24 protein-coding genes are annotated in these 21,619 nt (G+C 67.7%); 1 reads left to right on the top strand and 23 read right to left on the bottom strand.

The window, feature by feature from the left end:
* Positions 1–22: 22 nt before the first annotated feature.
* The 22 genes from EGT36_RS24210 to EGT36_RS24110 form a co-directional block, all read right to left on the bottom strand.
* Positions 23–1,762, bottom strand: coding sequence for a relaxase/mobilization nuclease domain-containing protein (locus tag EGT36_RS24210; protein ID WP_024899641.1), 1,740 nt, complete (start codon positions 1,760–1,762; stop codon positions 23–25).
* 244 nt (positions 1,763–2,006) lie between these two features.
* The gene (locus tag EGT36_RS24205; RefSeq protein WP_003500099.1) at positions 2,007–2,732 is read right to left on the bottom strand and encodes a lytic transglycosylase domain-containing protein; all 726 of its coding nucleotides are present in this window, start codon (positions 2,730–2,732) and stop codon (positions 2,007–2,009) included.
* A complete protein-coding gene (locus EGT36_RS24200; protein ID WP_024899640.1) occupies positions 2,733–3,068 on the bottom strand; it encodes a DUF736 domain-containing protein in 336 nt (111 codons plus the stop codon).
* Positions 3,069–3,115: 47 nt separating this feature from the next.
* The gene (locus tag EGT36_RS24195; protein WP_003500095.1) at positions 3,116–3,658 is read right to left on the bottom strand and encodes a S26 family signal peptidase; all 543 of its coding nucleotides are present in this window, start codon (positions 3,656–3,658) and stop codon (positions 3,116–3,118) included.
* Positions 3,655–4,173: a DUF2840 domain-containing protein gene (locus tag EGT36_RS24190; protein WP_003500094.1), complete on the bottom strand. Its 519-nt coding sequence runs from the start codon at positions 4,171–4,173 to the stop codon at positions 3,655–3,657. The genes EGT36_RS24195 and EGT36_RS24190 overlap by 4 nt, the downstream gene beginning before the upstream one ends.
* On the bottom strand, positions 4,170–4,424 hold the full coding sequence (locus EGT36_RS24185; protein ID WP_003500093.1) for a ribbon-helix-helix protein: 255 nt from the start codon (positions 4,422–4,424) through the stop codon (positions 4,170–4,172). The genes EGT36_RS24190 and EGT36_RS24185 overlap by 4 nt, the downstream gene beginning before the upstream one ends.
* A complete protein-coding gene (locus EGT36_RS24180) occupies positions 4,421–5,179 on the bottom strand; it encodes a DNA-methyltransferase (RefSeq protein ID WP_003500092.1) in 759 nt (252 codons plus the stop codon). The genes EGT36_RS24185 and EGT36_RS24180 overlap by 4 nt, the downstream gene beginning before the upstream one ends.
* A complete protein-coding gene (gene parA, locus EGT36_RS24175) occupies positions 5,176–5,829 on the bottom strand; it encodes a ParA family partition ATPase (protein WP_003500091.1) in 654 nt (217 codons plus the stop codon). Before parA ends, EGT36_RS24180 begins: the two co-directional genes overlap by 4 nt.
* Positions 5,826–7,022, bottom strand: a complete 1,197-nt coding sequence (locus EGT36_RS24170; RefSeq protein ID WP_003500090.1) for a replication initiator protein A — start codon at positions 7,020–7,022, stop codon at positions 5,826–5,828. The genes parA and EGT36_RS24170 overlap by 4 nt, the downstream gene beginning before the upstream one ends.
* Positions 7,023–7,034: 12 nt before the next feature.
* Positions 7,035–7,322: a helix-turn-helix transcriptional regulator gene (locus EGT36_RS24165; protein WP_003500089.1), complete on the bottom strand. Its 288-nt coding sequence runs from the start codon at positions 7,320–7,322 to the stop codon at positions 7,035–7,037.
* A gap of 134 nt (positions 7,323–7,456) precedes the next feature.
* Positions 7,457–7,777 carry a DUF2285 domain-containing protein gene (locus EGT36_RS24160; protein WP_255411965.1) on the bottom strand — a complete coding sequence of 107 codons (321 nt, stop codon included), beginning with the start codon at positions 7,775–7,777 and terminating at the stop codon, positions 7,457–7,459.
* 145 nt (positions 7,778–7,922) lie between these two features.
* Positions 7,923–8,231: a transcriptional regulator domain-containing protein gene (locus tag EGT36_RS24155; RefSeq protein WP_174005926.1), complete on the bottom strand. Its 309-nt coding sequence runs from the start codon at positions 8,229–8,231 to the stop codon at positions 7,923–7,925.
* 122 nt (positions 8,232–8,353) lie between these two features.
* Entirely contained in the window at positions 8,354–8,620 is a 267-nt protein-coding gene (locus tag EGT36_RS24150) for a DNA -binding domain-containing protein (protein ID WP_003500087.1), read from the bottom strand.
* 115 nt (positions 8,621–8,735) lie between these two features.
* A complete protein-coding gene (locus EGT36_RS24145) occupies positions 8,736–8,990 on the bottom strand; it encodes a helix-turn-helix domain-containing protein (protein ID WP_003500086.1) in 255 nt (84 codons plus the stop codon).
* Positions 8,991–9,202: 212 nt separating this feature from the next.
* On the bottom strand, positions 9,203–9,367 hold the full coding sequence (locus tag EGT36_RS30665; protein ID WP_167666299.1) for a hypothetical protein: 165 nt from the start codon (positions 9,365–9,367) through the stop codon (positions 9,203–9,205).
* Positions 9,368–9,989: 622 nt separating this feature from the next.
* Positions 9,990–10,499, bottom strand: coding sequence for a hypothetical protein (locus EGT36_RS24140; protein WP_003500079.1), 510 nt, complete (start codon positions 10,497–10,499; stop codon positions 9,990–9,992).
* 448 nt (positions 10,500–10,947) lie between these two features.
* On the bottom strand, positions 10,948–11,496 hold the full coding sequence (locus EGT36_RS24135) for a hypothetical protein (RefSeq protein WP_035242850.1): 549 nt from the start codon (positions 11,494–11,496) through the stop codon (positions 10,948–10,950).
* A 543-nt stretch (positions 11,497–12,039) separates the two neighbouring features.
* Positions 12,040–12,444: a single-stranded DNA-binding protein gene (locus EGT36_RS24130; RefSeq protein ID WP_003497247.1), complete on the bottom strand. Its 405-nt coding sequence runs from the start codon at positions 12,442–12,444 to the stop codon at positions 12,040–12,042.
* Between the two features lie 722 nt (positions 12,445–13,166).
* Complete coding sequence (locus EGT36_RS24125; RefSeq protein ID WP_003497248.1) at positions 13,167–13,583, bottom strand: hypothetical protein; 417 nt, start codon at positions 13,581–13,583, stop codon at positions 13,167–13,169.
* Between the two features lie 165 nt (positions 13,584–13,748).
* A complete protein-coding gene (locus EGT36_RS24120; RefSeq protein WP_024897978.1) occupies positions 13,749–14,687 on the bottom strand; it encodes a DUF2493 domain-containing protein in 939 nt (312 codons plus the stop codon).
* Positions 14,688–15,015: 328 nt separating this feature from the next.
* On the bottom strand, positions 15,016–16,062 hold the full coding sequence (locus EGT36_RS24115; protein WP_003497251.1) for a DUF7146 domain-containing protein: 1,047 nt from the start codon (positions 16,060–16,062) through the stop codon (positions 15,016–15,018).
* Complete coding sequence (locus tag EGT36_RS24110) at positions 16,062–20,420, bottom strand: strawberry notch family protein (RefSeq protein ID WP_003497253.1); 4,359 nt, start codon at positions 20,418–20,420, stop codon at positions 16,062–16,064. The genes EGT36_RS24115 and EGT36_RS24110 overlap by 1 nt, the downstream gene beginning before the upstream one ends.
* 259 nt (positions 20,421–20,679) lie before the next feature.
* Between EGT36_RS24110 and EGT36_RS24105 the strand changes: the two genes are divergently transcribed.
* Positions 20,680–21,078 carry a hypothetical protein gene (locus tag EGT36_RS24105; RefSeq protein ID WP_003497254.1) on the top strand — a complete coding sequence of 133 codons (399 nt, stop codon included), beginning with the start codon at positions 20,680–20,682 and terminating at the stop codon, positions 21,076–21,078.
* A gap of 81 nt (positions 21,079–21,159) precedes the next feature.
* Here EGT36_RS24105 and EGT36_RS24100 read toward each other — a convergent pair whose 3' ends face one another.
* The gene (locus EGT36_RS24100; RefSeq protein WP_003497256.1) at positions 21,160–21,582 is read right to left on the bottom strand and encodes an antirestriction protein; all 423 of its coding nucleotides are present in this window, start codon (positions 21,580–21,582) and stop codon (positions 21,160–21,162) included.
* Positions 21,583–21,619 lie beyond the last annotated feature (37 nt).

The raw sequence follows: 21,619 nt of genomic DNA, 5'->3' as shown, positions 1-21,619 counted from the left end.
CTTTCTTGGAAGGGTGTGATGGTCAGAGGCCGAGCCCGCGCTTGCGGCCAAAACTCCAGTCGACGCCGCCGTCCCCGCGCGCGACGCCGGAGACGTGCCTGGCGAGCTGCTTTTCGAGCGAGGGCGACCAGGGCACGAGCTGGAAGCCGAGGCCGTCGTCGATCATGGCGAAGCGGCCAGAGGCGAGCGTGAAACGCTGGCGATAGGTCCCGGCGACGTATTCGCCGCCGGCGGAATGGTTGAACACGCGCCCCGTCTGCGCGGCGATCTGCTCGCCGAGCGCGTCGACCTCGCGCTGTCGCAGGGTACGCAGGAGGTTGCGGTTGAAGATCACGCTGCGGCCGTGCCGCTCGGCAAAGCCCTGCTCGATCAGGCGCTCGGCGCGGCGGTCGAGCGCGTCGCGCACCTCCGCGCCGAAGCCGCCCTCCGAGAGCGACGCCGGCTCGCGGGCAATGTTCTGCCGGTCGAGCCAGGTCGCGCCGGTCGCCGTGACCTGCCGGCCGATGTCGAGGTCGGAGCGGACGGCGAGAGCGACGCGGCGGCGCCCCTGCGCGTCGTCGAACTTGCGCAGCTCGACGATCGATCCCGGCGCGCTGTCGCCGGTCGAGTCGAGATCGGGGAACTTGATGTGATGGGTGCGGCCGTCGACGCCATCGACCACGGCATAGGCTGTGCCCTTCAGCTCGTCATCCAGGCCGCGCTCGACCAGCCGGCCGACGATCGGGTCGTCAAGGCTCTCGGCCGCGAGCACATAGCTCGCCGTGCCACGCTCGATGCCGCGTTCGGCGAGCGCACGGTGCATGCGCTTGATGATGTCGCCGCGCTCTCCGAGTTCGCGCAGCGTCGGCTCGGCCTTGTCCGAGATCGTCCACTGGCCGGGGCCGATCTCTTCGGCGAGGCCGAGGGATTCGAGCTTGCGCAGCCGGCCGACCTTGAGCGGGAGATATTCGTCGGGCTGGCGGTCGGGATGCGGCGCGACGTCGATGACGCCGGTGCGATAGCCGTCGCGCGCGAGCTGCCGGTCGAGATCGGTCCAGCGCTCGGCCTCGACCTGCCGCTCCAGATGGCCGCGGATTTCGAGATCGCTGCGCAGGCCGAGGTCCTGCGTCACGAGATCCTGCGCGCGTGCTCGCATCCCCTCCTTGATGTAGTCGCGGGCGATCACGAGGTCCTGCCCGTCGTCCGTGCGGCCGCGCAGGATGATGTGGACGTGCGGGTTGTCGGTGTTCCAGTGATCGACGCCGACCCAATCGAGCTTCGTGCCGAGGTCCTTTTCCATCTGGCTCATGAGATCGCGGGCGAAGTCCCTCAGATCGGTCATGCGCCCGGCGTCTTCGGGTGAGACGATGAAGCGGAAGTGGTGCCGGTCGTCCTCGCAGCGCTCGGCGAAGTCGCGGGCGTCCACCTCGTCCAGCTCGGCGCCGAACAGGCGGGCCTTCTCGCCGTCGCGGGTCACGCCGTCACGCTGGAGATATTTGAGATGGGCGGCGAGCGGAGCGGCGCGCGCCGAGTGCCGGACCACGCGGGTCTTGATCACCACGTTGCGCGAGCGGCGCGTGAGCACGCGGTTCGCCTGCACGCTGGCGCGCCGGCCGCGCCCGAACTGCGAGCGGTTGCCGGGCGTGATCCGGCCGGAGCGCGAGACGCGCCCGCCGGCCTTCTGCGCGGCAGCGAGCGCCTGAGCGATGAACGGTCTGGCGCGCTCCGCCTTCGAAGAGCGGATGCGGCCAGGGCGGATGCGGAAATCGTCCTCGGCGCTCATCACATGAGCCCCGCACATCGCGGCAAGTCATGGAAAAGACGGCGAAAGCCGGAAAATCGCGAGGTTCGCCAGAACCGCGCACATCGCGCAGACGGCGCGTAACTCCTTGAAAAACCACAACCGGAATCAGGCGCACCTCGCGCCTTTTTATCTCGCCATCGTCCGGTTGTGGTTCTGCGCCTCCCCGGCCACCCCGCCGATCCTCGCCGGTTGCACGCTACGCCGACCGAGACCGCGAACGCCGTCATCTCGGACCTCCAGCGCCCGAACGGGCGATGAAGAGGTCGCCGGACTGCGGCGCGACGGCAGGCTGACGGCGCGCCGGTAGGGAGGCGGCCGCATCGCCGGGCGCGCCGACGAAGAGCGGCGCATCCCGCCATCCGCGGCGCTTGCCGCGCAGCATGGCGGCGGCGCGGAGGTCGGCTTTCACGCCGATTGCCGGCAGGATCGCCGCGACATAGGCGCGGGTTTCGGCGGGCAGCGCACGGCCGGTCGCGAGATGCTGGTCGAGCCGCGCCGGCCCTGCATTGTAGGCCGCCAGCATCGCCGCGACATTGCCGTAGCGGTCGAGCATCTCGCGCAGATAGGCCGTGCCCGCGAGGATGTTGTCGCGCGGCGCGAACGGATCGCGGCCGAGGCCATAGCGACCGCGCAGCTCGGCCCAGGTCGCGGGCATGATCTGCATCAGGCCCATCGCACCGGCCGGGGACACGGCGCGCATGTCGCCGGCGCTTTCGGCGCGCTTTACCGCGACGATCCACGCCTGCGGAATGGCGAAGCGTCGCGACGCCTCGGCAACGTGGGCGGCATGCGGATCGGCGGCCGCGTTGCGCGCCGGCTGCACGGTCTGCGCGTAAGCCGGGAACGCCGAGGGCGCGGCGAAGATCAGGCCGGAAAGAAGAAGGAGGAGTGCTGGGCGTCGGGCGGCGGAAGGTGGTCCGACGCTGGCGGAAGGTTGGACCGGCACCATTCAGTCCTCCGCCCGCTTCTTCTTCGAGGGAGTGACGTGCAGGCCCCAGACCGTCTCGTCGTCGGGGTCGCGGAAGAGATTGGCGCGCAGAATGCCGCCAAAGAGCGGGCTGTAGAGGTCGACGGAGACGAACTCGCCAGCGCGTTCGCCGACATGCGACCAGCCCGCGCCAATGTCGAGACCGTCCTGATCGCCGAGCAGGATGCGGTATTGCGGCGCGTTCTCGGTCTCCAATGGTTCGGCTGGAACGAAAGTGAGCGGCTCGTCGATGCCGAGCGCGTGGAAGCGCCCTTCGAAGCCGGTTTCTGTGCGGGTGAAGTGGCCGAGATGCGCCATGGTTTTCGTCTCCTGTGCGTTGCGGTGAGGATGAAAGGAGCGCGTCGTCACCGCGTCGGCGCGCGCCAGACGAAGCGGCCATCGCCGTCGTCATCGGTGTAGAGAGGCATCGCGCGGCCGATGACCGCCGAGGCGGGAAGCGCGCCGAAGTAGCGGCCATCGAGGCTGTCGCGGACGTCGTTCATGAGGAAGAGTTCGCCGTCGCCGATCACCCGGCAGCCCTGCCAGGCGGGCAGGTCGCGGCCCATACGGTCGCGCTCCAGCGCCTCGCCCATCTCCACCGCGTCGACCGTGATGGTGCGCCCGGTGCGGCAGACCCTTTGCCCCGGCAGGCCGAGCACGCGCTTGAGGAGCGGCACGCCGCGACCGACATAGCCGCGCGCGACCATGAAGCTCGCGAGCGGCTCGGGCGGCAGCACGGCGACCAGATCCGGTACTTCCAGGGCAACGGCGGGCTCGACCGTGTAGAATCCGACTGGCGCGCTGGCGGTCGCGTTCCAGATCAGCCGTGTCGGCGCCGGGACGATCGCCGCCGCGACCGCGCCCGTGGCCGCGAGGCACGTCACGACGGCGTAGCCGAGGCGGGTCATGGCTCCGCCCTCCGGCGCAGGAGAAACGCCTTGTGCCGGGTGACGGTGTAGGCGCGCGGTTCGTGACCCGCGGCGAGCCGGTTGTGGACGTGCCGCCAGTGGTCGGGCGAAACCTCGGCGGGATCGATGCCCTGCGCCTCGATCGCGTCGACGATCTGGAGCACGCGCTCAACCTTCGGCCAGCCGTCGATCTTGAGCAGGATGTCGCCGCCGGGCCGCACGAATGGCAGCGTCTGGAACGGCTCGCCTCGGTCGACGGCGCGCACGATGTCGACGCGCGAGATGATCGTGCCGTGCTCGTTGGCGGCCCAGCGCACGAGGCAGAAGATCGTCTCGGGCGCGAAGCCGACGAGCCTGCGGCGGCGGTCGAGCTTCTGCTCGTAGCTCTCCTGGCCGAACCTGATCCAGCACTCGATCCGCTTCTCGATCCAGGTGAGTTCGACGAGCGTGGTGAAGGGCGCCGGTCCGTTCGGCAGCGGACGGCCGCGCAAGCGGTAGGCCGCATTGCCGGTCATGGCATGTCTCCTTGGCGGTCGGGAAATTCGCGTTCGAGCAGCTCGCGGAGCATGTCGGACGCCGTGACGCCGCGCCGGAAGGCGGCGATCTTGATGCGGCCGCGCAGCTCGGGCGTGATGTCGATGGTGAGGCGCGCGGTGAAGGCGGCGGCATCGCCACTGCGCGCGGGCGGCGTCTCGCCAGCCTTGATCCAGCCTTCGGCGTCGCCGGGCCGGGAGGCGAAGCCGCGCTTTTCCGTGCGGACCGTCATGGCGCGGCTCCCGCGTCGAATGGCAGCACGGAGGCGATGCGCGCGCGGGCACGCTCGGCCATGGCGGCGTCGATCTCGCAGCCGAGATAGCGGCGGCCGGAAAGCCGGCAGGCTTCGCCCGCCGCGCCCGAACCGGCGAACCAGTCGCCGACCAGGCCGCCAGGAGGGCAGCTCGTGCGGATCAGGATTTCGAGAAGCGCGGACGGCTTCTCGGTCGGATGGATGGCGCGGCCATGCGCGTTGCGCACGTAGATGACCGAGCGCATGAGGCGCGGCCCGCCGTCCTGGCTGACATAGTGGCCGGCGTCGATCTGGCCGGTAAGGGGCGGCCGCTTCTTTCGCCGCACCGTGCGCGCCAGCGCGTCCGGCGTCGTCTGGACATCGTTGTAGACGTCGCGCCAAGGCGTCTCGGCGGGATAGAATTGAACGGCCAGCTCATGCACCCGCTTGAAGCGGTCGGCATGGAAGCTGGAGCCGTTCTGCTTCTCCCAGACGATCTCCTGCGCGATGCGAAAGCCTGCATCCGCGAACCGGATCGCCGTGACCATGAAGCTGCGCAGCGAACCGAACACCCACAAAGAGCCGGTCTGCTTGAGGGCGGCCCGCGCGAGCGGAAGCCAGCCTTCGACGCGGCGGTCCCAGGAGAGCGAGGTGTCGCCGTAAGGCGGATCGGCGAGGATCATGTCGAACGGGCCGCGTTCCGGCATGAGGTCGCGGCAATCGCCGGCCAGGAGGGTTTCGGAAAGCACCGTCATGGCGCGGTCCTCCCGACGCCGAGCCGCGCGATCTCGGCCGCCAGCGCCGAGATCTCGCGCGCGGCCAGGCTGTCGGCGGCGATCTCGCAGGCAAGCCGTCCGGTCTGCGCGGCGTCGGCGAAGATGACGCGCTGGCCGATCGTCGTGGCGAGCACCGGCGGATCGTGCTCGGCCAGCGTCTCGGCCGTCTCGCGCGCGATCACCGTGCGGGCGGCGCAGCGGTTGAGGACGAAGCGGGCGACGAGCTGAGGCCGGTAGATGCGCGCCTCCGTCAGGAGCGCCAGCATCTCCGCCGAGGCCCAGCCGTCGAGCGGCGACGGTTGCACCGGCATCAGCACGAGGTCGGCGGCGAGCAGCGCGGAGCGCATGAGTCCGGCGACACGAGGCGGTCCGTCGATGACGATGTGGTCGGCGTCGCGGGCGAGTTCCGGGGCTTCGCGATGCAGCGTGTCGCGGGCGAGGCCGACGACGCCGAAGGCGCGTGGCAGGCCCTCCCGCCCGCGCTGCTGCGACCAGTCGAGCGCGGAGCCCTGCGGGTCGGCGTCGATCAGGGTGACGCGCTGGCCGCGCCGCGCCCATTCGCCGGCGAGATGGAGGGCGAGCGTCGTCTTGCCGACGCCGCCCTTCTGGTTGAGCACGGCGACGATCATGTGTGCCCTCCCGGCTTTCGGGATCGGGGCGGCGTCGGCGCGTTTGAAGTATCGTCGGCCGTAAGGGAGGATTTACGGAAAGACGTAACCGGACTAGCCTGCGGCCCATGTCCGTGTTTCGTCTTCGTGACGCCGGCATCGAGACTTCTGGCGGCGCTGCGGATGAGGTTTTCCACATCGCGCGCGCGCCCAACAATGTTAGATTCTCTATTAGACTCTAAGTTAAGGCCGGGAATCGTGGTTTCGGGCCAGAGACTTAACTGTGGTGCGTGCGTGCGAAGTCCCGATACCGCCTGCGTGCGAAATCCCGATAGTGCTGCGTGCGAAATCCCGATCGCGTCCACAGCCTTGTCCACAGGGGCCGCTGACGGGCTGACCGGTACGATCCTTAGCAGTTCGCGGCGGCCCTCCCGCTCGATGCGCAGGCGGTAGCCGGGCAGCGGCTGGCGCAGGGCGATGCGGCGGAGCTGGAGCGCGAAGTCGGAGACGCGCACCAGGCTGCCGGATTTCTCATGGAGGTGCGGAACGTCGAACAGCCAGCCGCCGGGCTGGCGTCCGGCGTGCTTGCGGGCGACGCGGTAGAGCCACCGCTCGATGCCGCCGCTCAATCGGAAGTAGGCCGGATCGATGGTGAGGACCAGCGAGCGGTCGACGACGCCCCGGTAGAACCAGTCGGGCAGGACGAACTCCATGCCCTCGACGCGGCCGTCGGCGCGGGAAAGTTCCTCCCACTCGTTGATCCACGAGAACTGGTGCCGCCGCCAGTTCTCGCCCTGGCGGATGTTGGTGCGGATGACCGTCGACTGGAGCCGCGAGAGTGCGCCCTTGAGGAGCTTGTAGTCGCGCGCGCCGGTCTCGCGGCCGATCGCGGTGAGAAGCTGATAAGGGGTGAAGCGCAGGAAGCGCGAGGTTCGAAGGCCGAGATTCTCGGCTTCGACGATCTGGCTCGCGGCCCAGATCAGGACGTCGGCGTCCCAGATGGTCGCCATGCCGTGCTCCTGCACGGCAAGGACCTCGACGCGCACGTCGCCGGCCTCGTAGAGGATCGGCACGACGCGCTTGGCCTTGGCCAGCGAGAAGAACGGCCGTTCCATGAGATCGCGCTGGTCGCGCGGCCGCGCATCGCCGGTCGCGACGACGAAAGGATCGAGCGTGTTGCGTTCGCTGGGCGTGATGAGGCGGCGGCGCTGCATGCCGGGTCCGCCTCAGCGATGCCGCCGCACGCCGTTGTAGGCGGGCGACACCAGGGAAGCGTGGCGCTTGGCGGGCAAGACCGAGCCGCGTGGATCGGCGGTCGAGGTGACAGCGCCCCGCTCGGCCCAGGCTTTGAGGTCGTCGATCGCGTAGACGACGCGGCCGCCGAGCTTGCGATAGGCCGGGCCGGTGCCGTAGGTGCGATGCTTTTCGAGGGTCCGGCCAGACAGGCCGAGGTATAGCGCGGCCTCGGGCGTGCGAAGATAGCGTGGCGGCAGGTCGGAAATGTCGGGCGTCATGATCGGGCCTCCGTGGGGTTCGCGAGGCCGCTGATGGTCAGCGGCGGTCGAAGGCCACGGTGGCGAAGAAGCAACGGCAGGGGGGAGTGCGAAGATGGCGATGCTAAAATCGCACCCCCTGGCCCGACGCCGGATTATTTGCGCCGGCGCCGGCGCAGGAGGCTGAGATAGCCGCCCTCGATCATGGAGAAGGCGTCCTTGACGAGATCCATGACGGCATCGCGCAGGGCCGACGTCTTCCAGGGCTCGTCGGCGATCCGGGCCTGTCCGTAGATGACGCCCGCGATCTCGCGGTAGGTAGCGCCGTTCATGCGGCCATCGACAGCCTGGAGCATGTGCCGCGCCCGCCGGCGTTGCTGGCGGGTCAGACGCCGGTCCTCCGGCACGCGCCGCCGCAACAGCCGGCTGAACAGGCGTTGGACGGCATCGGCGCGGTCGAGCCCGTCCGTATCGATCGGAATGACGATCGAGAGCGGTCCGCCGGCGTCAGCGCCGGAAAGGCGTACGAGATTGAGGTAGCGGCCGCCGCCGAGGTCGTACCGGAAATATTCGCCGTCGTCGCTCGCTCTGGCCTCGGCCGACCCGAGCGCGGCCGAGAGATCAAGTCCGCCGGAAAGGATTGGCGGCGTGGCGGCGAGGACGAGAGCGCCGGTGTCGTGGCCGGGCAGCCAGAATACCGGCGTTTCTACGGCCGAGAGGCCGGGCCGGACGGGGAAAGCAAAGCCCCCAGTTGTTGATCAGGTCTACGGTGGCAGGCGTATCGTCGACCGCCGCGTCCGCCACGGCCCGGTAGTCGCCCTGATATTTCGCATTGCGGCGAAGCCACTCCCAGGCGATGTCAGGGGAGTCGATATCGTCCAGGAAGTCGTAGGTGGAGGAAGATCGCCACTGCGATATGTCGGGTTTCATCGCCTCCTCCTCGCAGTCGTAGAATTAGGGCGTGCAGAGGAGTGATGATTACAATTGCCGCTTGCTCGCGGAAGCCCGATCGCTGGCAACGGATGTTGCCGCGCAGGCATCACGGTGATCGCTTATTTCCGGTATCCTTCGCGCACGAGATGGCGATAGCCCTGCTCGGTCAGCCAGCGCGCCCGCGCCAGGTGGGTGTCGTAGACGTGCCGCGCGCGTTCAGGCTCGCTGTCCGCGTCGAGGCCGAACAGGATCGAGACCGCCTCCCGCCAGCACGCGCCGTCCGCAGCCGAGTCGTGCAGGCGGAAGTAGCGCTTCATGTTCTTGCGGTCGTAGGGTGTCAGTTCCGGGCAATCCGGCGGTGCATCGAGAAAGGCGTTGTCGGTCACGGCAGGGTCCGATCATGGCTTGTCCCCTGGGATTGCGCTCCAGCGCGCCGCCAATGTGCCAGCCCGGCATGGCAGAATGACAAAGGAAGGTTTGCTTCAGAAGGAAATAGCGGCATCAGTATTCTTTGCGGTGCTGTTGTTTCGGCCGAACAAGCATCAAGCCCTCACCCTGATCGGTGCTCAGAAACATGATGCCGTTGTTTTCGAGAGCCCGGCGCACCTGATCCCGCGTGCTTTCGTAGACCTTGAGGCCGCTCTCGGACTCAAGGCGCTTCAGCGCGGTCAGGGAAACCTGGGCCTTGTCAGCGAGCGTCTCCTGCGTCCATCCAAGCAACGCGCGCGCGGCCCGCGACTGTCGGGCGGTGATCATGCATGATCACCTCCTACAGCCACGAATGCGCACGCCAGAACTACGACTAATTTAGTCGCTCTTGGCAAAAAGAGCCAGCGGTAATCGAGTGAAATTCACGGGTTCTCTATAGGTTAGGCCGAACTGATTCGGTCGCCGTGCGCCACGCTCGCCCGGTATGTGGTGCCTTCCCGTCGGCGAGCCGGAAAGAGGGCGAGCGCCCCCTGGCCGGATCAGGCGAACGGGTCGATCTCCCCGACGATCGCATCCTCGTCGCCGTCATATTCGGCGAAGGGCATCACGGCCATCGTGCCATCCCCGGCCCGGAAGATGACGATGGAGACCATCAGGGTAGAGGCGAGGCTGAAGGCGTAGGCGTTTGCATCTGGAAGGGACATTTCTCGGCTCCTGTGCGGGAGCGGGACCATCTCCGCTCGACAGGCTCCCGAAATGTTTCGGCATGGCCGCGATCACCTTGCAGGCTGCGCCGGCAAAGGCCGCACGCATTGCGTAGCGGACCCTTCACGGGTTGATCGTGGAAGGGCATGGCGAAACCAGAGTGGAGCATTCAAGAGCAGGGTGGCGTCCGACCGCGAGCCTCGAACGCCTTCCTGATGCCACCGCCAGGCCGAGCACGCGACGGGTGATCGGGCGCCTCACTCGGTCCGGCGTCGGCAACGAAGCTGCGCACCCGCCGTTCTGCCGGGCGGATTCGCGCCATCGCGGCGAATGATCAATGCCAGGGCTGCGTTCCCCTGCGCGGAGGTAGTCCGCTCAGGGCGCAGCGGAAAGCGGCTTCCGGGAGAGGGAAAGGGGTTTGGGGAAAGGGAGGAGGGAACCGTCCCCTTTCCCCATGGGAGGATGTTTGAAGGAGGGGCTTGCCCTTCCTTCATGGGGAGAGCGCGAGAGGGGGCAACGCCCTCTTTTCGCAAGCAAAGGCGGCCGGTCGAACCGGCGGCCTTGGCTCCCGGCTCAACGGAAAGGCGACAGGCGGCCGAAGCCGCCTGTCGCCTGATGACGTCATCCGTCCTGCTCTTCGTCCTCGAAGGCCGGATCGGTGGTGTAGGTATTGAACCGGATGCCGGTCTCGGCGGCGATCTGGCGCAGGATGGCGCAAAGGCCGTTCAGTCGGTCGTCACCGACTTCGACGCGCGGCGGAGGGAAGCCGTCGAGGAAGCGCCACGTCCCGGTGCGGCTGTCATAGTATTCCTTCGTGGCCCAATCAACGTGAACCTCGCAATGAAGAAGATCGATGCCGTCCGGTTCGCGCCAGTTGTAGGTGAGGTCCTGCCCGGCGCCCCAGATCTGCTCGCCGAGATCGTCTGCATCGGGGCCATCGGGGTTCAGCGCCAGCGCATGCTGAGCGGCGAGCGTCCCGCGCGCCAGGTCGATGAGCTGGTCGAGCTTGGCCACCAGCCTGTCGTGAGCGCCGCGGCTGAAATCGTCGTCGCAGGCAAGCCGGTTGGCAAGCACCATGATTCGGAAGCCTGCGAACTTCGCATAGAGTTCGACATAGTGGAAATCAGACATATCAAGTCTCCTTTCGTTTCTGACGAAAGGTGTCCACGCCTCAAGCACAGAGGGGTCAGGGACCGCGGAACGCGGCCGCCGTGCGGCAAGCGGAGGAACCGATTTTGTGGAGTCGGCCTCTGGCCGGCGGAGGAAAATTGGAGGGGCCGCGCAGTCCTTGACGCCGGATGGGCTGGCGTACAATGCGTAGTCAGAGAGAGATAGCCCGCGGCCCCGACAGGGGCCGCGTCCGTATGGGCCGGGGTGGTTTGGAGGGGGTGTTTCACCCCCTTCATGGGTGGGGGAGCTGGAGGGGGCGGGGCTCTGCCCTGCCCCTTCCGGGGTGAGTTTGAGAGGGGTGGCTTGCCCCCCTTTCATGAGCAAGGTCGAGCGGTCGATCCGCTCGGCTTTGCAGCCAGGACGTCGCAAAGGCGGCAGGCGGTTGCCGCCGCCCGCCGCCTCTCCGGCACTATCGGTATCTGTCGTTTCTGATCGGGGTCTCGTAGATCGCGGGTTCGATGCCCGCCGCCCCGTCCGGCCCGATGCAGTCGTAGTAGAGATAGGTGGTGAAGCGGATGCCGGTATCGGCCGCGATCCGCCGGATGATCCCGCCGAGGCCGCACAGGTGCTCGTCGCTGACCGTGAAGCTCTCCGGGATCGGACGAGGGCACCACATTTCCGCGACCGGATCTCTGTAGCCGCCCCAGTCTATCTCCGGATCGATGCAATCCAGGAGATGCCAGGGATAGAAGCCGCCGCCGCTGGTTTCGAGATCGCCGACGCAGAAGTCGATGGTCATTTCCAGGGCCTCGCGCGCGGCCGGATCGGTTTCGGTCCGAAGCAACGCTTCCGCCCGATGGCCTTCCCGGCAGAACCCGGCAAGCTGCTCGAGCGCATCGGCGAGCCGGTCATGGACGACCTCGGCAAAGCGCGTGTCGCACTCGGCGCGGTTCGCACGAACCTGATTTCCGAAGGCGATGAACTTCGCATGGAAGTCGAGGAAATCGAGCTTGGACATTCTAAGTCTCCTTTCGTTTCTGACGAAAGGTGTCCACGCCTCAGCACAGAGGGGTCAGGGAACGCGGAACGCGGCCGCCGTGCGGCAAGCGGAGGAACCGATTTTCTGATCCGGGCCTAGCAAGGAACGGAGTCGAAAATTGGAGGGGCCGCGCAGTCCTTGAGGCCGGATGGGCTGGCGTACAATGCGCAGTCAGAGAGAGATAGCCCGCGGCCCCGACAGGGGCCGCGTCCGTATGGGCCGGGGTGGTTTGGAGGGGGTGTCGCACCCCCTTCATGGGTGGGGGAGCTGGAGGGGGCGGGGCTTTGCCCTGACCCTTCGGGGTGAGTTTGAGAGGGGCGGCTCCGCCCCCCCTTTCATCAGGGGAGCATCGGGCCAAAAAGTGGATGCCGGTTTTTGGACCTGCCCGATGCCCCGGCGAAGACCTCGGACCGTCGCGCCGCAGCGCGGGGCGGTTCGGGCCGGTAAATCTTCCGGCGGCGCGATCGGTCGCGAACATGGAGAAACCCGGCGGCTTGCGCCGCCGGGCCTTGGGCCTCCCGCTCAAAACGGGATGTCGTCGTCGTAGTCGGTCTGTCCGCCCCGCTCATTTTCGGTCTGCTTTGCCCGGCTCAGGAAATCGACCGTCTCGGCGATGATCTCGCATCCGTAGCGGTCGTTGCCTTCCTGGTCCTTCCACTTCGTGTAGTGGATGCGGCCGCGAACCAGCACCTTCATACCGCTCTTGCAATAGTCCTGGACCGTCTTGCCGAGGCCGTTGAAGGCAGTGATCCGGTGCCATTCAGTGTCTTGAACCCGGTAGCCCTTCTCGTCCCGGACAACCTTGCCTTCAGAGTAGCGGGGGCGCGAGGTGGCCAACGTGAAGTGGGTGATCCGGGTGCCGCCCTGGGTGGTGCGGGTTTCGGGGTCCTGACCGATGTTACCGGCGAGAATGACGATGTTCTGCATTGTAAGTCTCCGTTGCTTCTCGGAGGGACCATCCCTCCGACGAGACCCGGCCAAGGCCGGCGGGAGACGCCTGCAACTGCACGCTCGCGGGCAGCTCGCCCATAAGGCCCGGAGTGGGGCGGGCAGCCGCGCTTGCGCGGCAACACGGTCCGGAGCCGCGTGGGTTGCGGCCGGAAACCGAACGGTCTTAGGGGATCAGTCAGTCGGAGGGATTGGTGCCTCTGAACGCACACGGGATCAGACGCACGGCAGACCATCGCCATTCTCGCCGGCAACAGCGAAACGTCAGGCCCGATGATTCCGCGCCGCCGGGACGACACCTCCATCATCCGCTTCCGGCCACCCGCGTCTCGCTGCTCGGAGGGCATGGGCCTCCGGGAAGGCAATGAAGAGGGCTGACGGGTGCTGAAGGCACGGAACGGCGCTGCGTCCCCCGGTTCGACGGCCGGCAGTGCGGTCCATTAGCATCGTGGCGAGGCGGAAATGAAGGTGGTCGCGGCCAGCCTTCACGACACGAGGGGAGTTGGCCAGCGGGCGAAAGACGCTCGCGGCCTGCGGGCTCATGCCGATGATCGGCCGCTCCTGACCGGGCGAAGCAGACCCGAAGCGGGCGCATGGGCCGACCGGCGCCGACGCTGCATCGCGTTCTGAGCGGGAGGCCGAAGGGCGGGCGGCGCAAGCCGCCTCAGTTTGTCCTGGGAGCGGCGGATCGCGATGCCGGATCAGCGCGAGAAGACCGAGACGCCGAGGGCATTGAGATTGACCATGGCGGCGATGCCGATGAACAGGCCGCCCGTGCCGCCGAGCAGATTGAGCACGATCGCAGAGTCGACCGCATTCTTCGTAACGCCGTGGACAAGGGCATAGCCGGCAATGGCGGCGGGAACTGCGAAGATCGCGAGTGCGATCAGGCGCAGGGCCGGGTTCTTCGCGAAGCCGAGAACGCCGATCACCAGCGCGATCGCCCCCAGGGCGGCGGCGATGGCGGCGAAGCCGGTCATGAACAGGCCCGCGCCGGCGGCCCAGGCATATTGTGCGGCCGTGAGGCCGACCATGAAGGGCAGTGCATAGATCGCGAGATTATAGGCGATGATGCAGAGCATGATGGTCAGGGAGATAGCGAGCAGGATCAGCGACATGGAAGCCTCCGCATGAACGGTTGAGGATCACGACAGGCTTCCGGTGAATACGCTCCGCCTGCGACTATGCTGCTGTGCCGGTTCTGCAAGGATGTTCAATCAAAGCCATCATCATCTCCCGTAGTCAAGTATTCGGCCGGTGAAGGGTTGCCGGAAGGCGGCGCTTTACGCGCCGCCCTCGAACTGCATGGTCGGGATGCCGAGCTTGCGGGCCTTGTCCGCGAGGTTTCCCTGAATGCCGCCGCCGCCGAAGACGAGGACGCCGACCGGCAGGACTTCCAGCATCGTGTCGTTACGCTTGTAGGGAGCCTGCTTTGCCGGATACTTCTGGAAGTCGGGCTCGAAGGCGATCTGCGGCACCTTGCGGCTGGCTGCCCAGCGGGCGGCGATGCGTTCCGCGCCCGTCTTCGCGCCGCCGTGGATGAGCACCATGTCGGCGTGCTTCGCACGAACCTGATCGAGTTTCGCCCAGATCAGGGTATGATCGTTGAAGTCGGTTCCGCCCGAGACGGCAACTTTCGGACCGGCGGGCAGCAGCACCTCCTTCTCAGCCCGGCGCTTCGCGGCAAGGTAGTCTCTGGAGTCGATCATCGCGGCGGTCAGATTGCGATGGCTGACCTTCGAGCCGGTGCGGGGCCTCCAGGCGCTGCCGGTGTGGTGCTCGAAGGCTTCGGCGGCGACATCGCGGAAGAGTTCCATGCTGTTGCGCCGTTCGATCATGGTCTGGCCCTCTGCCGTGAGGCGTTCGAGTTCGACCGACTTCACCTCGCTGCCGTCCTGTTCCGTCTGAAACCGGCGCTGCGCCCGCTCGTTGTCGTCCAGCTCGCGCTCCACCCGGCCGGTGGCGCGGTGGAAGAGATTGACGGCTCCCCAGAGCAGCTCTTCGAGATCGGGTTCGAGGCGGGTGTCGCCGAGGGTCGCGACGAGGGCATCGAAGATATCTGCGACGGCTGCGGCGACGGCATTGCCCTCCGGAAGCGGCCTCGGATCTGGTTCGTCCTGATATGGCCGCCAGCCGTAGAGCTGGAGTTCGTTGAGGACATGATCGGTGGGGGATGCGGTGTGGATCGGCTCGTAACCTGCGTTTTCGTCTTCGTTCGTCATCGTGAGCGTCCTTGTCTGGAGACCGCGCCCATCGCGGCCTTCGCAGGCGTCGACGCCCACAGGCGGACCGGACTGGCAGCCCTCGCCTCTCGCGAGGGCCTCGATGGCCAAGCCCGGCTATTTTGTTTCGCGCTGCAAAGGCGGGGCTCGCCCCGCCGGCGGAAAATAGCCGCGCGCCGCGCCATTGCCCGGCCGGGCCGTTTGTGGGCCGATCGCCCTCTCAGAAGGCCGTGGGCGTGGGCTCTCCGACAGCAAAGGTCGCTTGCGATGATGAAGGGAGACGGCAAGTGGAGACGCCTGATCCACACCGCATCCCCTGCCGATCGCCTCAGCCCTCCACGAAACGGCGGACGTCATCGGGATGAACCTGCTCCAACAGGGTCGCCCGGAGGGCGTCGACGCCGCGCCAGCGCAGATCATCGTTGAAGTCCTCAAGCTTCGGCGACAGGGAAATCGCCTCGATCCCGAGGCTCGTTGCTCTGGCGACCAGGCTGTCTCGCGCACCGTCCCCTGCCGGATCGCGATCCCGGAGGACATAGAGCCTGCGCAGGCTCAGTGGGAACAGGATGGCGGCGAGGTGTGCGGCCGAAAGCGCCGCCATCATTGGCATGTGGGGCAGGACCTGACGGGGCGATAGCACGGTCTCGATGCCTTCGCCGGCCGCCAGCACCTCACCGGCGGCGCCGAAGCGGACACCGTGCCCGAGAAGATCGCCCATCGCCCGCCGCGGTGAATCGACGGGCGCCTTGCCCGAACCGTCCGGTGAAAGCCAGGTGCGGTGCGCGCCGGTCTGCTTGCCGTCGAGGTCGGTGACGGACGCGACGATCGCCGGCCAGATCTCGGTGGGCGAATGCGCATCCGGTTTATAGTAGCACCGCCCATGGTAGCGCAGCGCGGCGACGCCGGAGAGGGACGTGATCGCCCGCCCGTTGAGGTAGATTTCCGCAAGCGTGCCGCCGATCGGCTGCGACATCGCGAAAAGCCGGCGCGAGGCTTCCGGCGACCCCGACGGCGCGGGGCTGGAGGTCCTGCCGGTCGGTGCCCCCGTCGTCGCAGGCTCGGGATGCGGGAGCGAGAGGAACCGGCGCGCTTCCTCGGCTACGTCCTTGAAGTCGACGAGGCCGAGCGCCTCGCGGATGACGTCGAGGAGATCGCCATGCTCCCCGGTCGATGCGTCGGTCCATTTGCCTGCCGCGCCCTTGCCGGTTTCCGGCCCGGTCAGGCGCACGAACATCGAGCGTCCGGGGCTGTTGCGCGCATCGCCGACCTGCCAGTACCGTCCGGCGCGCCGGCCGGACGACAGGTATTCGCGGCAAACCGCTTCGGCGTGATGGCCGAGGCGGATCGCCAGCTCGGAGGCGTCGGGACGGGGCATCACGCCGCCTCCCGCTCGCCGATGCGCTCGACCGGCCAGCGATCGAGCACCCTGGCAAGCACGTCCGGGCCGCTGGCGTCGCTCGGCACGAACATGCGCAGCTTCCACGAGATGATCTCGTGGAACAGCCCGTAAGCCGTCAGGCGCTCGCGCATCGTGTCGTCGAAGCCCGACAGTTCGATGCGGTTCGCGCCCATGACGCGCACCCGGCGAAGCTGAAGGCCCTCGGCGAGGTCGAGGATGGTGCGGCCGTCCATCAAGGCGGCGAAGGCGTCGTCGGGCGCGATCGACGCGGCGCCGGTCGTGGTCGCGGTTGCGGCCCAGGCCGGAGAGACCTGCCGGCCGATGATGCGCTCGCCATCGTCCGTCTGGAGCCGATAGACGCGCGTCGAGTCGTTGGGCAGGCGCTTCCAGATCGGCAACAGCAAGCCCGTAACCATGTGAAGCCTCGCATCGGTGAACTCCGGCACCTCGGCGATCTCGGCTTCCCAGGCCGATGCGAAGGCATCCCGGTCGGCTTCGGCCCAGTGCGTCCCGCCCATGAGGCGGATCGGGATGTTGTGCGCCTCGGTCGGGCGGATCAGGCGGACACGGCGGTCGATCTCGCCGTCGTCGAGCATGACGCTGCTCGCTGGTATCTGCACGGCGGCCCGGCCGGAGCGCTCGTTGACGAGCAGCTTCGCGCGCGGATCGGCAAGTTCGGCAAGAGCTGCGTCGAGCGTCACCGGCCGGTTGCGCCTGCGTTCGTTGATCGTGAGCAGGCTGGTTTCCGCGCCGGTGCGGGGGTGGGTGTAGATCGTCTGGCGATCGACGACGACGAAGCTTTCGGCGCGCAGGGTCTCCAGCCCGGCGTCATAGGTGCCGGACGCGATGGCACCTTCGATGCGGGCCGTCAGCAGCCCTTCAAAGGCGGTGAACAGCACGCCTTGAAGCTCGATCGTCAGCGCCAGCAGCCTGTTCAGGAAGGTCGTGATCGGCGGCAGCTCGTCCTTGAGGCCGTTCGAGTCCATCAGCTTCAGCCCGGTGGCCTGCTCGAAGCGGTCGAGCGAGCATCCCTCGACCTTGCCGCGCACCAGCAGGAAATAAAGCTGACGCAGCGCGTCGCGGGCGTAGGGGCTCTCCAGATTGTCCTCGGGCCGGAACAGGCCCTGGCCGCCGGTCTGGCGCTGGCCGCGCGTGATCGCGCCCAGCGTGTCGAGGCGGCGTGCGATCGTGCTCAGGAAGCGCTTCTCCGCCTTCACATTCGTCGAGATCGGCCGGAAGAGCGGCGGTTGTGCCTGATTGGTGCGGTGCGTCCGGCCGAGGCCCTGAATGGCGGTGTCCGCCTTCCAGCCCGCCTCGAGCAGATAGTGGACGCGCAGCCGCGTGTTCTTCGCCGACTTCTCCGCATGGTAGCTGCGGCCGGTGCCGCCGGCGTCGGAGAAGACGAGCACGCGCTTCTGATCGTCCATGAACGCCTGTGTCTCGGCGAGATTGGCGGCGCCTGCGCGCGTCTCGACGACGAGACGGTCGACGGTGACGCTGCCGCCGGGCTTGCGCACGATGCGCCGCGAGCGGCCCGTCACCTCGGCAACCATGTCCGTCCCGAAATGCTGGACGAGCTGGTCGAGCGCGCCGGGAACCGGCGGCAGGCTGGCGAGCTTGGCGATCAGCGCGTCGCGTCGGGCGACGGCCTCGCGGCTTTCGACCGGCAGGCCGTCGCGATAGACCGGGCGCGACGACAGATTGCCCTCCGAGTCCGTGAACGGCTCGTAGAGCTGGACCGGGAAGGAATGGGCGAGATAGTCGAGGACGTATTCGCGCGGCGTGATGTCGACGCGGACGTCGTTCCACTCCTCGGTCGGCAGCTCCGCCAGCCGCCGTTCCATCAGCGCCTCGCCGGTCGAGACGATCTGGATGACGGCCGAATGGCCCGCCTCCAGATCGGCGGCGATCGAGCGCAGCAGGGTCGGCGCTTTCATGCTGCATAACAAATGGCCAAAGAAGCGCTGCTTGGCGCTTTCGAAGGCCGAGCGGGCGGCGGATTTCGCCTGCCTGTTCAGCGTGCCGGAGCCGCCTTCGCCGCCGCCGGTGATGTTGGCGGCCTGCATCGCCGCATCCAGATTGTTATGGATGATGGCGAAGGCGGCGGCATAGGCGTCGTAGATGCGGACCTGCTGGGGCGTCAGCTCATGCTCGACCAGCTCGTATTCGACGCCGGCGAAGGAGAGCGAGCGGGCGGTGTAGAGGCCGAGGGCGCGCAGGTCGCGGGCAAGCACCTCCATCGCCGCCACGCCGCCGGCCTCGATCGCCTCGACGAACTCCGCGCGCGTGGCGAAGGGGAAATCCTCGCCGCCCCACAGGCCGAGCCGCTGCGCATAGGCGAGATTGTGGACGGTGGTCGCGCCGGTGGCGGAGACATAGACGATGCGCGCGTTCGGCAGCGCATGCTGGAGGCGCAGCCCGGCGCGACCCTGCTGCGAGGCGGCAACGTCACCGCGTTCTCCCTTGCCGCCAGCGGCGTTCTGCATCTGGTGCGCCTCGTCGAAAATGATCACTCCATCGGCGTCGGAGCCAAACCATTCGACGATTTGCCGGACGCGCGAAACCCTCTCTCCGCGGTCGTCGGAGCGCAGCGTGGCATAGGTTAGAAATAGGATGCCCTCGTTCAGCGTGATCGGCTTGCCCTGCGGGAACCGCGACAGCGGCGTGACCAGCAGGCGCTCCATGCCGAGCGCGCCCCAATCGCGCTGCGCGTCCTCGATCAGCTTGTCGGACTTCGATATCCAGACCGCCTTGCGCCTTCCTTGCAGCCAGTTGTCGAGGATGATCGCGGCCGACTCGCGTCCCTTGCCGACGCCGGTGCCGTCGCCGATCATGAAGCCCTGGCGGAGGCGGACGGCGCCGCTGGCGTCCTCGGCCGCGGCGCTCAGCTTGTCGAAGGTGTCGTCGACCGTCCATGCGCCGGCGAGGAAGTCGGAATGCGCCTCGCCGGCATAGATCACCGTTTCGAGCTGCGCGTCCGACAGCAGGCCGAGCACGTCCGCCGGCAGCATCGGGCGATAGCTCGGCTTCGGCGGGGCGACGCTCGCCATCGACGTCGACTGGACGAGCTGGGTGGGATGCGCGCAAGCCCCGGAAATCCGGATGGTCTGGAGACCGTATTCCTCATAGATCGCATCCGACAGGCGACCGGCCTGGGCAGGCTTCCAGTCGACCGTCTCATAGGCGAGCGGAACGCCCTCCGGCTCGCGATGCGCCACAGCCGGCGCGGCCTTCGCCGCCCGGTTGATATAGGCGCGCACGGTCCGGGGCGCGGCGGTCGCGGCCATGGGCACGGCGATGGAAGGGTCGACCGGCGGGCGGGCCGGGAGATGCTCGGCCAGCCATCCGAGAAGCGTGGCGACGTCCGGCGCGACGCCGGGCGCGGTCGGGAACGCGGTCGGATCGTCCGCCGGCAGCTTGTCGATGACGGTGAGCCGCGTCGGGATGGTCGTGCCGTGCTTGGCATAGACCGACCCGTCGATCGCGGCGGAGAAGACGACGCGGCCGCGTTCCTGCAGACGGGCATAGGCCGAGGACCAGGCCGGTGCGTCCGGCGCGAAATTCGCCCCGGTGATCGCCACCAGCCGGCCGCCGGGCGCAAGGCGCGCCAGCGCCGAGGCGACATGGCGGAAGGCGGCGTCGGCCATGCGGCCCTCGACATTCGCCATCACCGAAAAAGGCGGGTTCATGAGAACGACGGTCGGAAGGAGAGCCCGGTCGAGGTGATCGTCGATCTGGGCCGCGTCGAAGCGCGTGACGGCAAGGGCCGGAAAGAGGTGGGAGAGAAGATCGGCGCGGGTGTCGGCCAGCTCGTTGAGCAGGAGCGAGCCGCCGGCGATCTCGGCCAGGATGGCGAGAAGCCCGGTTCCGGCCGAGGGCTCCAGCACGCGGTCGGCCGGCGTGATGGCTGCGGCGAACGAGGCTGCCAGGCCGAGCGGGATCGGGGTGGAGAACTGCTGGAAGGTCTGCGCCTCCTCGGAGCGGCGCGTATGCGTCGGCATCAGGCCGGCGATCTTGGAAAGCTGCGGCAGGACCGCGGCGGCGGAGCCGGCCTTGCGGAAAAGCGGCTTTCCGTATTTGCGCAGCATGAGGACGGTCGCGACCTCGCAGGCTTCGTAGGCGGTCTTCCAGTCCCAGGCGCCGGCAGTGTCGGAGCCGCCGAAGGCGGTTTCCATCGCGCCGCGCAGCATGGTGGCGTCGACGCGCTGGCCGCGTTCGAGGTCAGAAAGGAGGATCTGCGCGGCAACGACGATCGCCGAGGGCGTGGCGGACGCAGCGACGGGCGGAAGCGATGCGGCGACCTCGGCGGCCGCGGTTGCGGATATCATGTTCATGATGGGGAACCTCGGGAGAGTGGACGGAAACGAGCCGCGCAGCGCTCTCTCTCGACCGCACCGGCTCAAATCCGTCCCGGCCCCTCTCTTCCTCTCACAGCTTCCGCGAAATCGCCGAGAGCAGCCGTTCGCCGCCGGAGGTTTCCGGCCGTCACCTCGTTGAGACGACGGCTTTGATCTACAATTGAGCGGGCTGGATTTTGCGCCGGTTTGCTTGCGCAAATCCCGAAACAACCGCGATATTGGAAGGATTAAGCTCGTGAGGACATGGCTGCTTCCGCGTGCGCCGAGATTCTACTGGCTCATCATCCTGGCGTTCGCGGCATCGACGATCACGTCCGATTTGCCGGATTTCGGAGAGGGGCATTGGTCGACCTCGACCGCCTTCCGTGCCTGCATCATCGCGATCGCGCTTCTCCTCGCCGCCCTGTCGGAGTTCTGGGACATCGCGCCCGCGATCATCGTCAGCGCGGAGGCCCGCTACCAGAACCGGCAGGCGCAGGCGGTCTACACGATCCCCGTCGTTTTCGACACCGCACCGACCGTCGTGCCGAGGATGTCGCGACTGCGCGTGACGCGGACGGATGACCATCGGCCCGTCAGGCCGTGGACCTTGCGCTTCGACTATGCCGCCGAAGGACAGAAGGGCGAATGGTAGGACGGCCGCCCCCGCCGCGCCGAACGGGCCATCGCGAACACGACGAGAGCGCCCCGCCGTGAGGCGAGGCGCCCGGTCAAGTCAGTCGATCGCCGCGAAGATAGCCGAAGCTTCGGCATGTCCCTTCGAATAGGCTGCGAGGCGATGGTAGGCTTCCGCCAGATGGTCGGAATCGTGGCGCAGCGCGAGGTTCGAGAGGACGAAGAGGGTCGCGATGATGCCGGCGGCCTCGGCCGACACCTCGCCGCGAAACTCGGTGAGCCCGCTTTCGATCCGCATGGGCGATCGCGACGCGGGGGCGAGGAACAGCGGGCGGCCCCCATACTCGTAGAAATTCCAGAAGCCCCCGCGATAGTCATAGGGGCTGAGCCGCTCCATCACATGATAGACGGTGTTTTCCGCGATGATGAGGAGCCGCAGGCCGAACAGGGTCGGCAGGAAGGTTTCGCGGCAATCGTCCGCTACGATCGTTGCGGTCTGGCGGGCAGTGGCTTGAAGGGTCATGGCCTGGTTCTCCGGAGAGAGGAAGGAGACAGGTCCG

The sequence above is a fragment of the Agrobacterium sp. FDAARGOS_525 genome, from assembly GCF_003938925.1.
Taxonomy (GTDB): domain Bacteria; phylum Pseudomonadota; class Alphaproteobacteria; order Rhizobiales; family Rhizobiaceae; genus Agrobacterium; species Agrobacterium pusense.
The sequence above is the reverse complement of the archived record's forward strand: the minus strand, read 5'-3'. Positions and strand labels throughout refer to the sequence as shown.

Excerpts from the sequence above, each read along its gene's own strand:
- parA (WP_003500091.1), bottom strand. The coding sequence starts at position 5,829 with ATGATCGTCGCCGTGCTCAACCAGAAGGGCGGCGTCGGCAAGACGACG.
- EGT36_RS24185 (WP_003500093.1), bottom strand. The coding sequence starts at position 4,424 with ATGACGGTCCGCACGGAAAAGCGCGGCTTCGCCTCCCGGCCCGGCGAC.
- EGT36_RS24125 (WP_003497248.1), bottom strand. The coding sequence starts at position 13,583 with ATGTCGCTGATCCTGCTCGCTATCTCCCTGACCATCATGCTCTGCATC.
- EGT36_RS30665 (WP_167666299.1), bottom strand. The coding sequence starts at position 9,367 with ATGTCCCTTCCAGATGCAAACGCCTACGCCTTCAGCCTCGCCTCTACC.
- EGT36_RS24110 (WP_003497253.1), bottom strand. The coding sequence starts at position 20,420 with ATGAACATGATATCCGCAACCGCGGCCGCCGAGGTCGCCGCATCGCTT.
- EGT36_RS24130 (WP_003497247.1), bottom strand. The coding sequence starts at position 12,444 with ATGCAGAACATCGTCATTCTCGCCGGTAACATCGGTCAGGACCCCGAA.
- EGT36_RS24115 (WP_003497251.1), bottom strand. The coding sequence starts at position 16,062 with ATGCCCCGTCCCGACGCCTCCGAGCTGGCGATCCGCCTCGGCCATCAC.
- EGT36_RS24190 (WP_003500094.1), bottom strand. The coding sequence starts at position 4,173 with ATGACCGGCAATGCGGCCTACCGCTTGCGCGGCCGTCCGCTGCCGAAC.
- EGT36_RS24195 (WP_003500095.1), bottom strand. The coding sequence starts at position 3,658 with ATGACCCGCCTCGGCTACGCCGTCGTGACGTGCCTCGCGGCCACGGGC.
- EGT36_RS24120 (WP_024897978.1), bottom strand. The coding sequence starts at position 14,687 with ATGACGAACGAAGACGAAAACGCAGGTTACGAGCCGATCCACACCGCA.
- EGT36_RS24155 (WP_174005926.1), bottom strand. The coding sequence starts at position 8,231 with ATGAAACCCGACATATCGCAGTGGCGATCTTCCTCCACCTACGACTTC.
- EGT36_RS24170 (WP_003500090.1), bottom strand. The coding sequence starts at position 7,022 with ATGCAGCGCCGCCGCCTCATCACGCCCAGCGAACGCAACACGCTCGAT.
- EGT36_RS24180 (WP_003500092.1), bottom strand. The coding sequence starts at position 5,179 with ATGACGGTGCTTTCCGAAACCCTCCTGGCCGGCGATTGCCGCGACCTC.
- EGT36_RS24140 (WP_003500079.1), bottom strand. The coding sequence starts at position 10,499 with ATGTCTGATTTCCACTATGTCGAACTCTATGCGAAGTTCGCAGGCTTC.
- EGT36_RS24165 (WP_003500089.1), bottom strand. The coding sequence starts at position 7,322 with ATGACGCCCGACATTTCCGACCTGCCGCCACGCTATCTTCGCACGCCC.
- EGT36_RS24135 (WP_035242850.1), bottom strand. The coding sequence starts at position 11,496 with ATGTCCAAGCTCGATTTCCTCGACTTCCATGCGAAGTTCATCGCCTTC.
- EGT36_RS24145 (WP_003500086.1), bottom strand. The coding sequence starts at position 8,990 with ATGATCACCGCCCGACAGTCGCGGGCCGCGCGCGCGTTGCTTGGATGG.
- EGT36_RS24210 (WP_024899641.1), bottom strand. The coding sequence starts at position 1,762 with ATGAGCGCCGAGGACGATTTCCGCATCCGCCCTGGCCGCATCCGCTCT.
- EGT36_RS24205 (WP_003500099.1), bottom strand. The coding sequence starts at position 2,732 with ATGGTGCCGGTCCAACCTTCCGCCAGCGTCGGACCACCTTCCGCCGCC.
- EGT36_RS24100 (WP_003497256.1), bottom strand. The coding sequence starts at position 21,582 with ATGACCCTTCAAGCCACTGCCCGCCAGACCGCAACGATCGTAGCGGAC.
- EGT36_RS24200 (WP_024899640.1), bottom strand. The coding sequence starts at position 3,068 with ATGGCGCATCTCGGCCACTTCACCCGCACAGAAACCGGCTTCGAAGGG.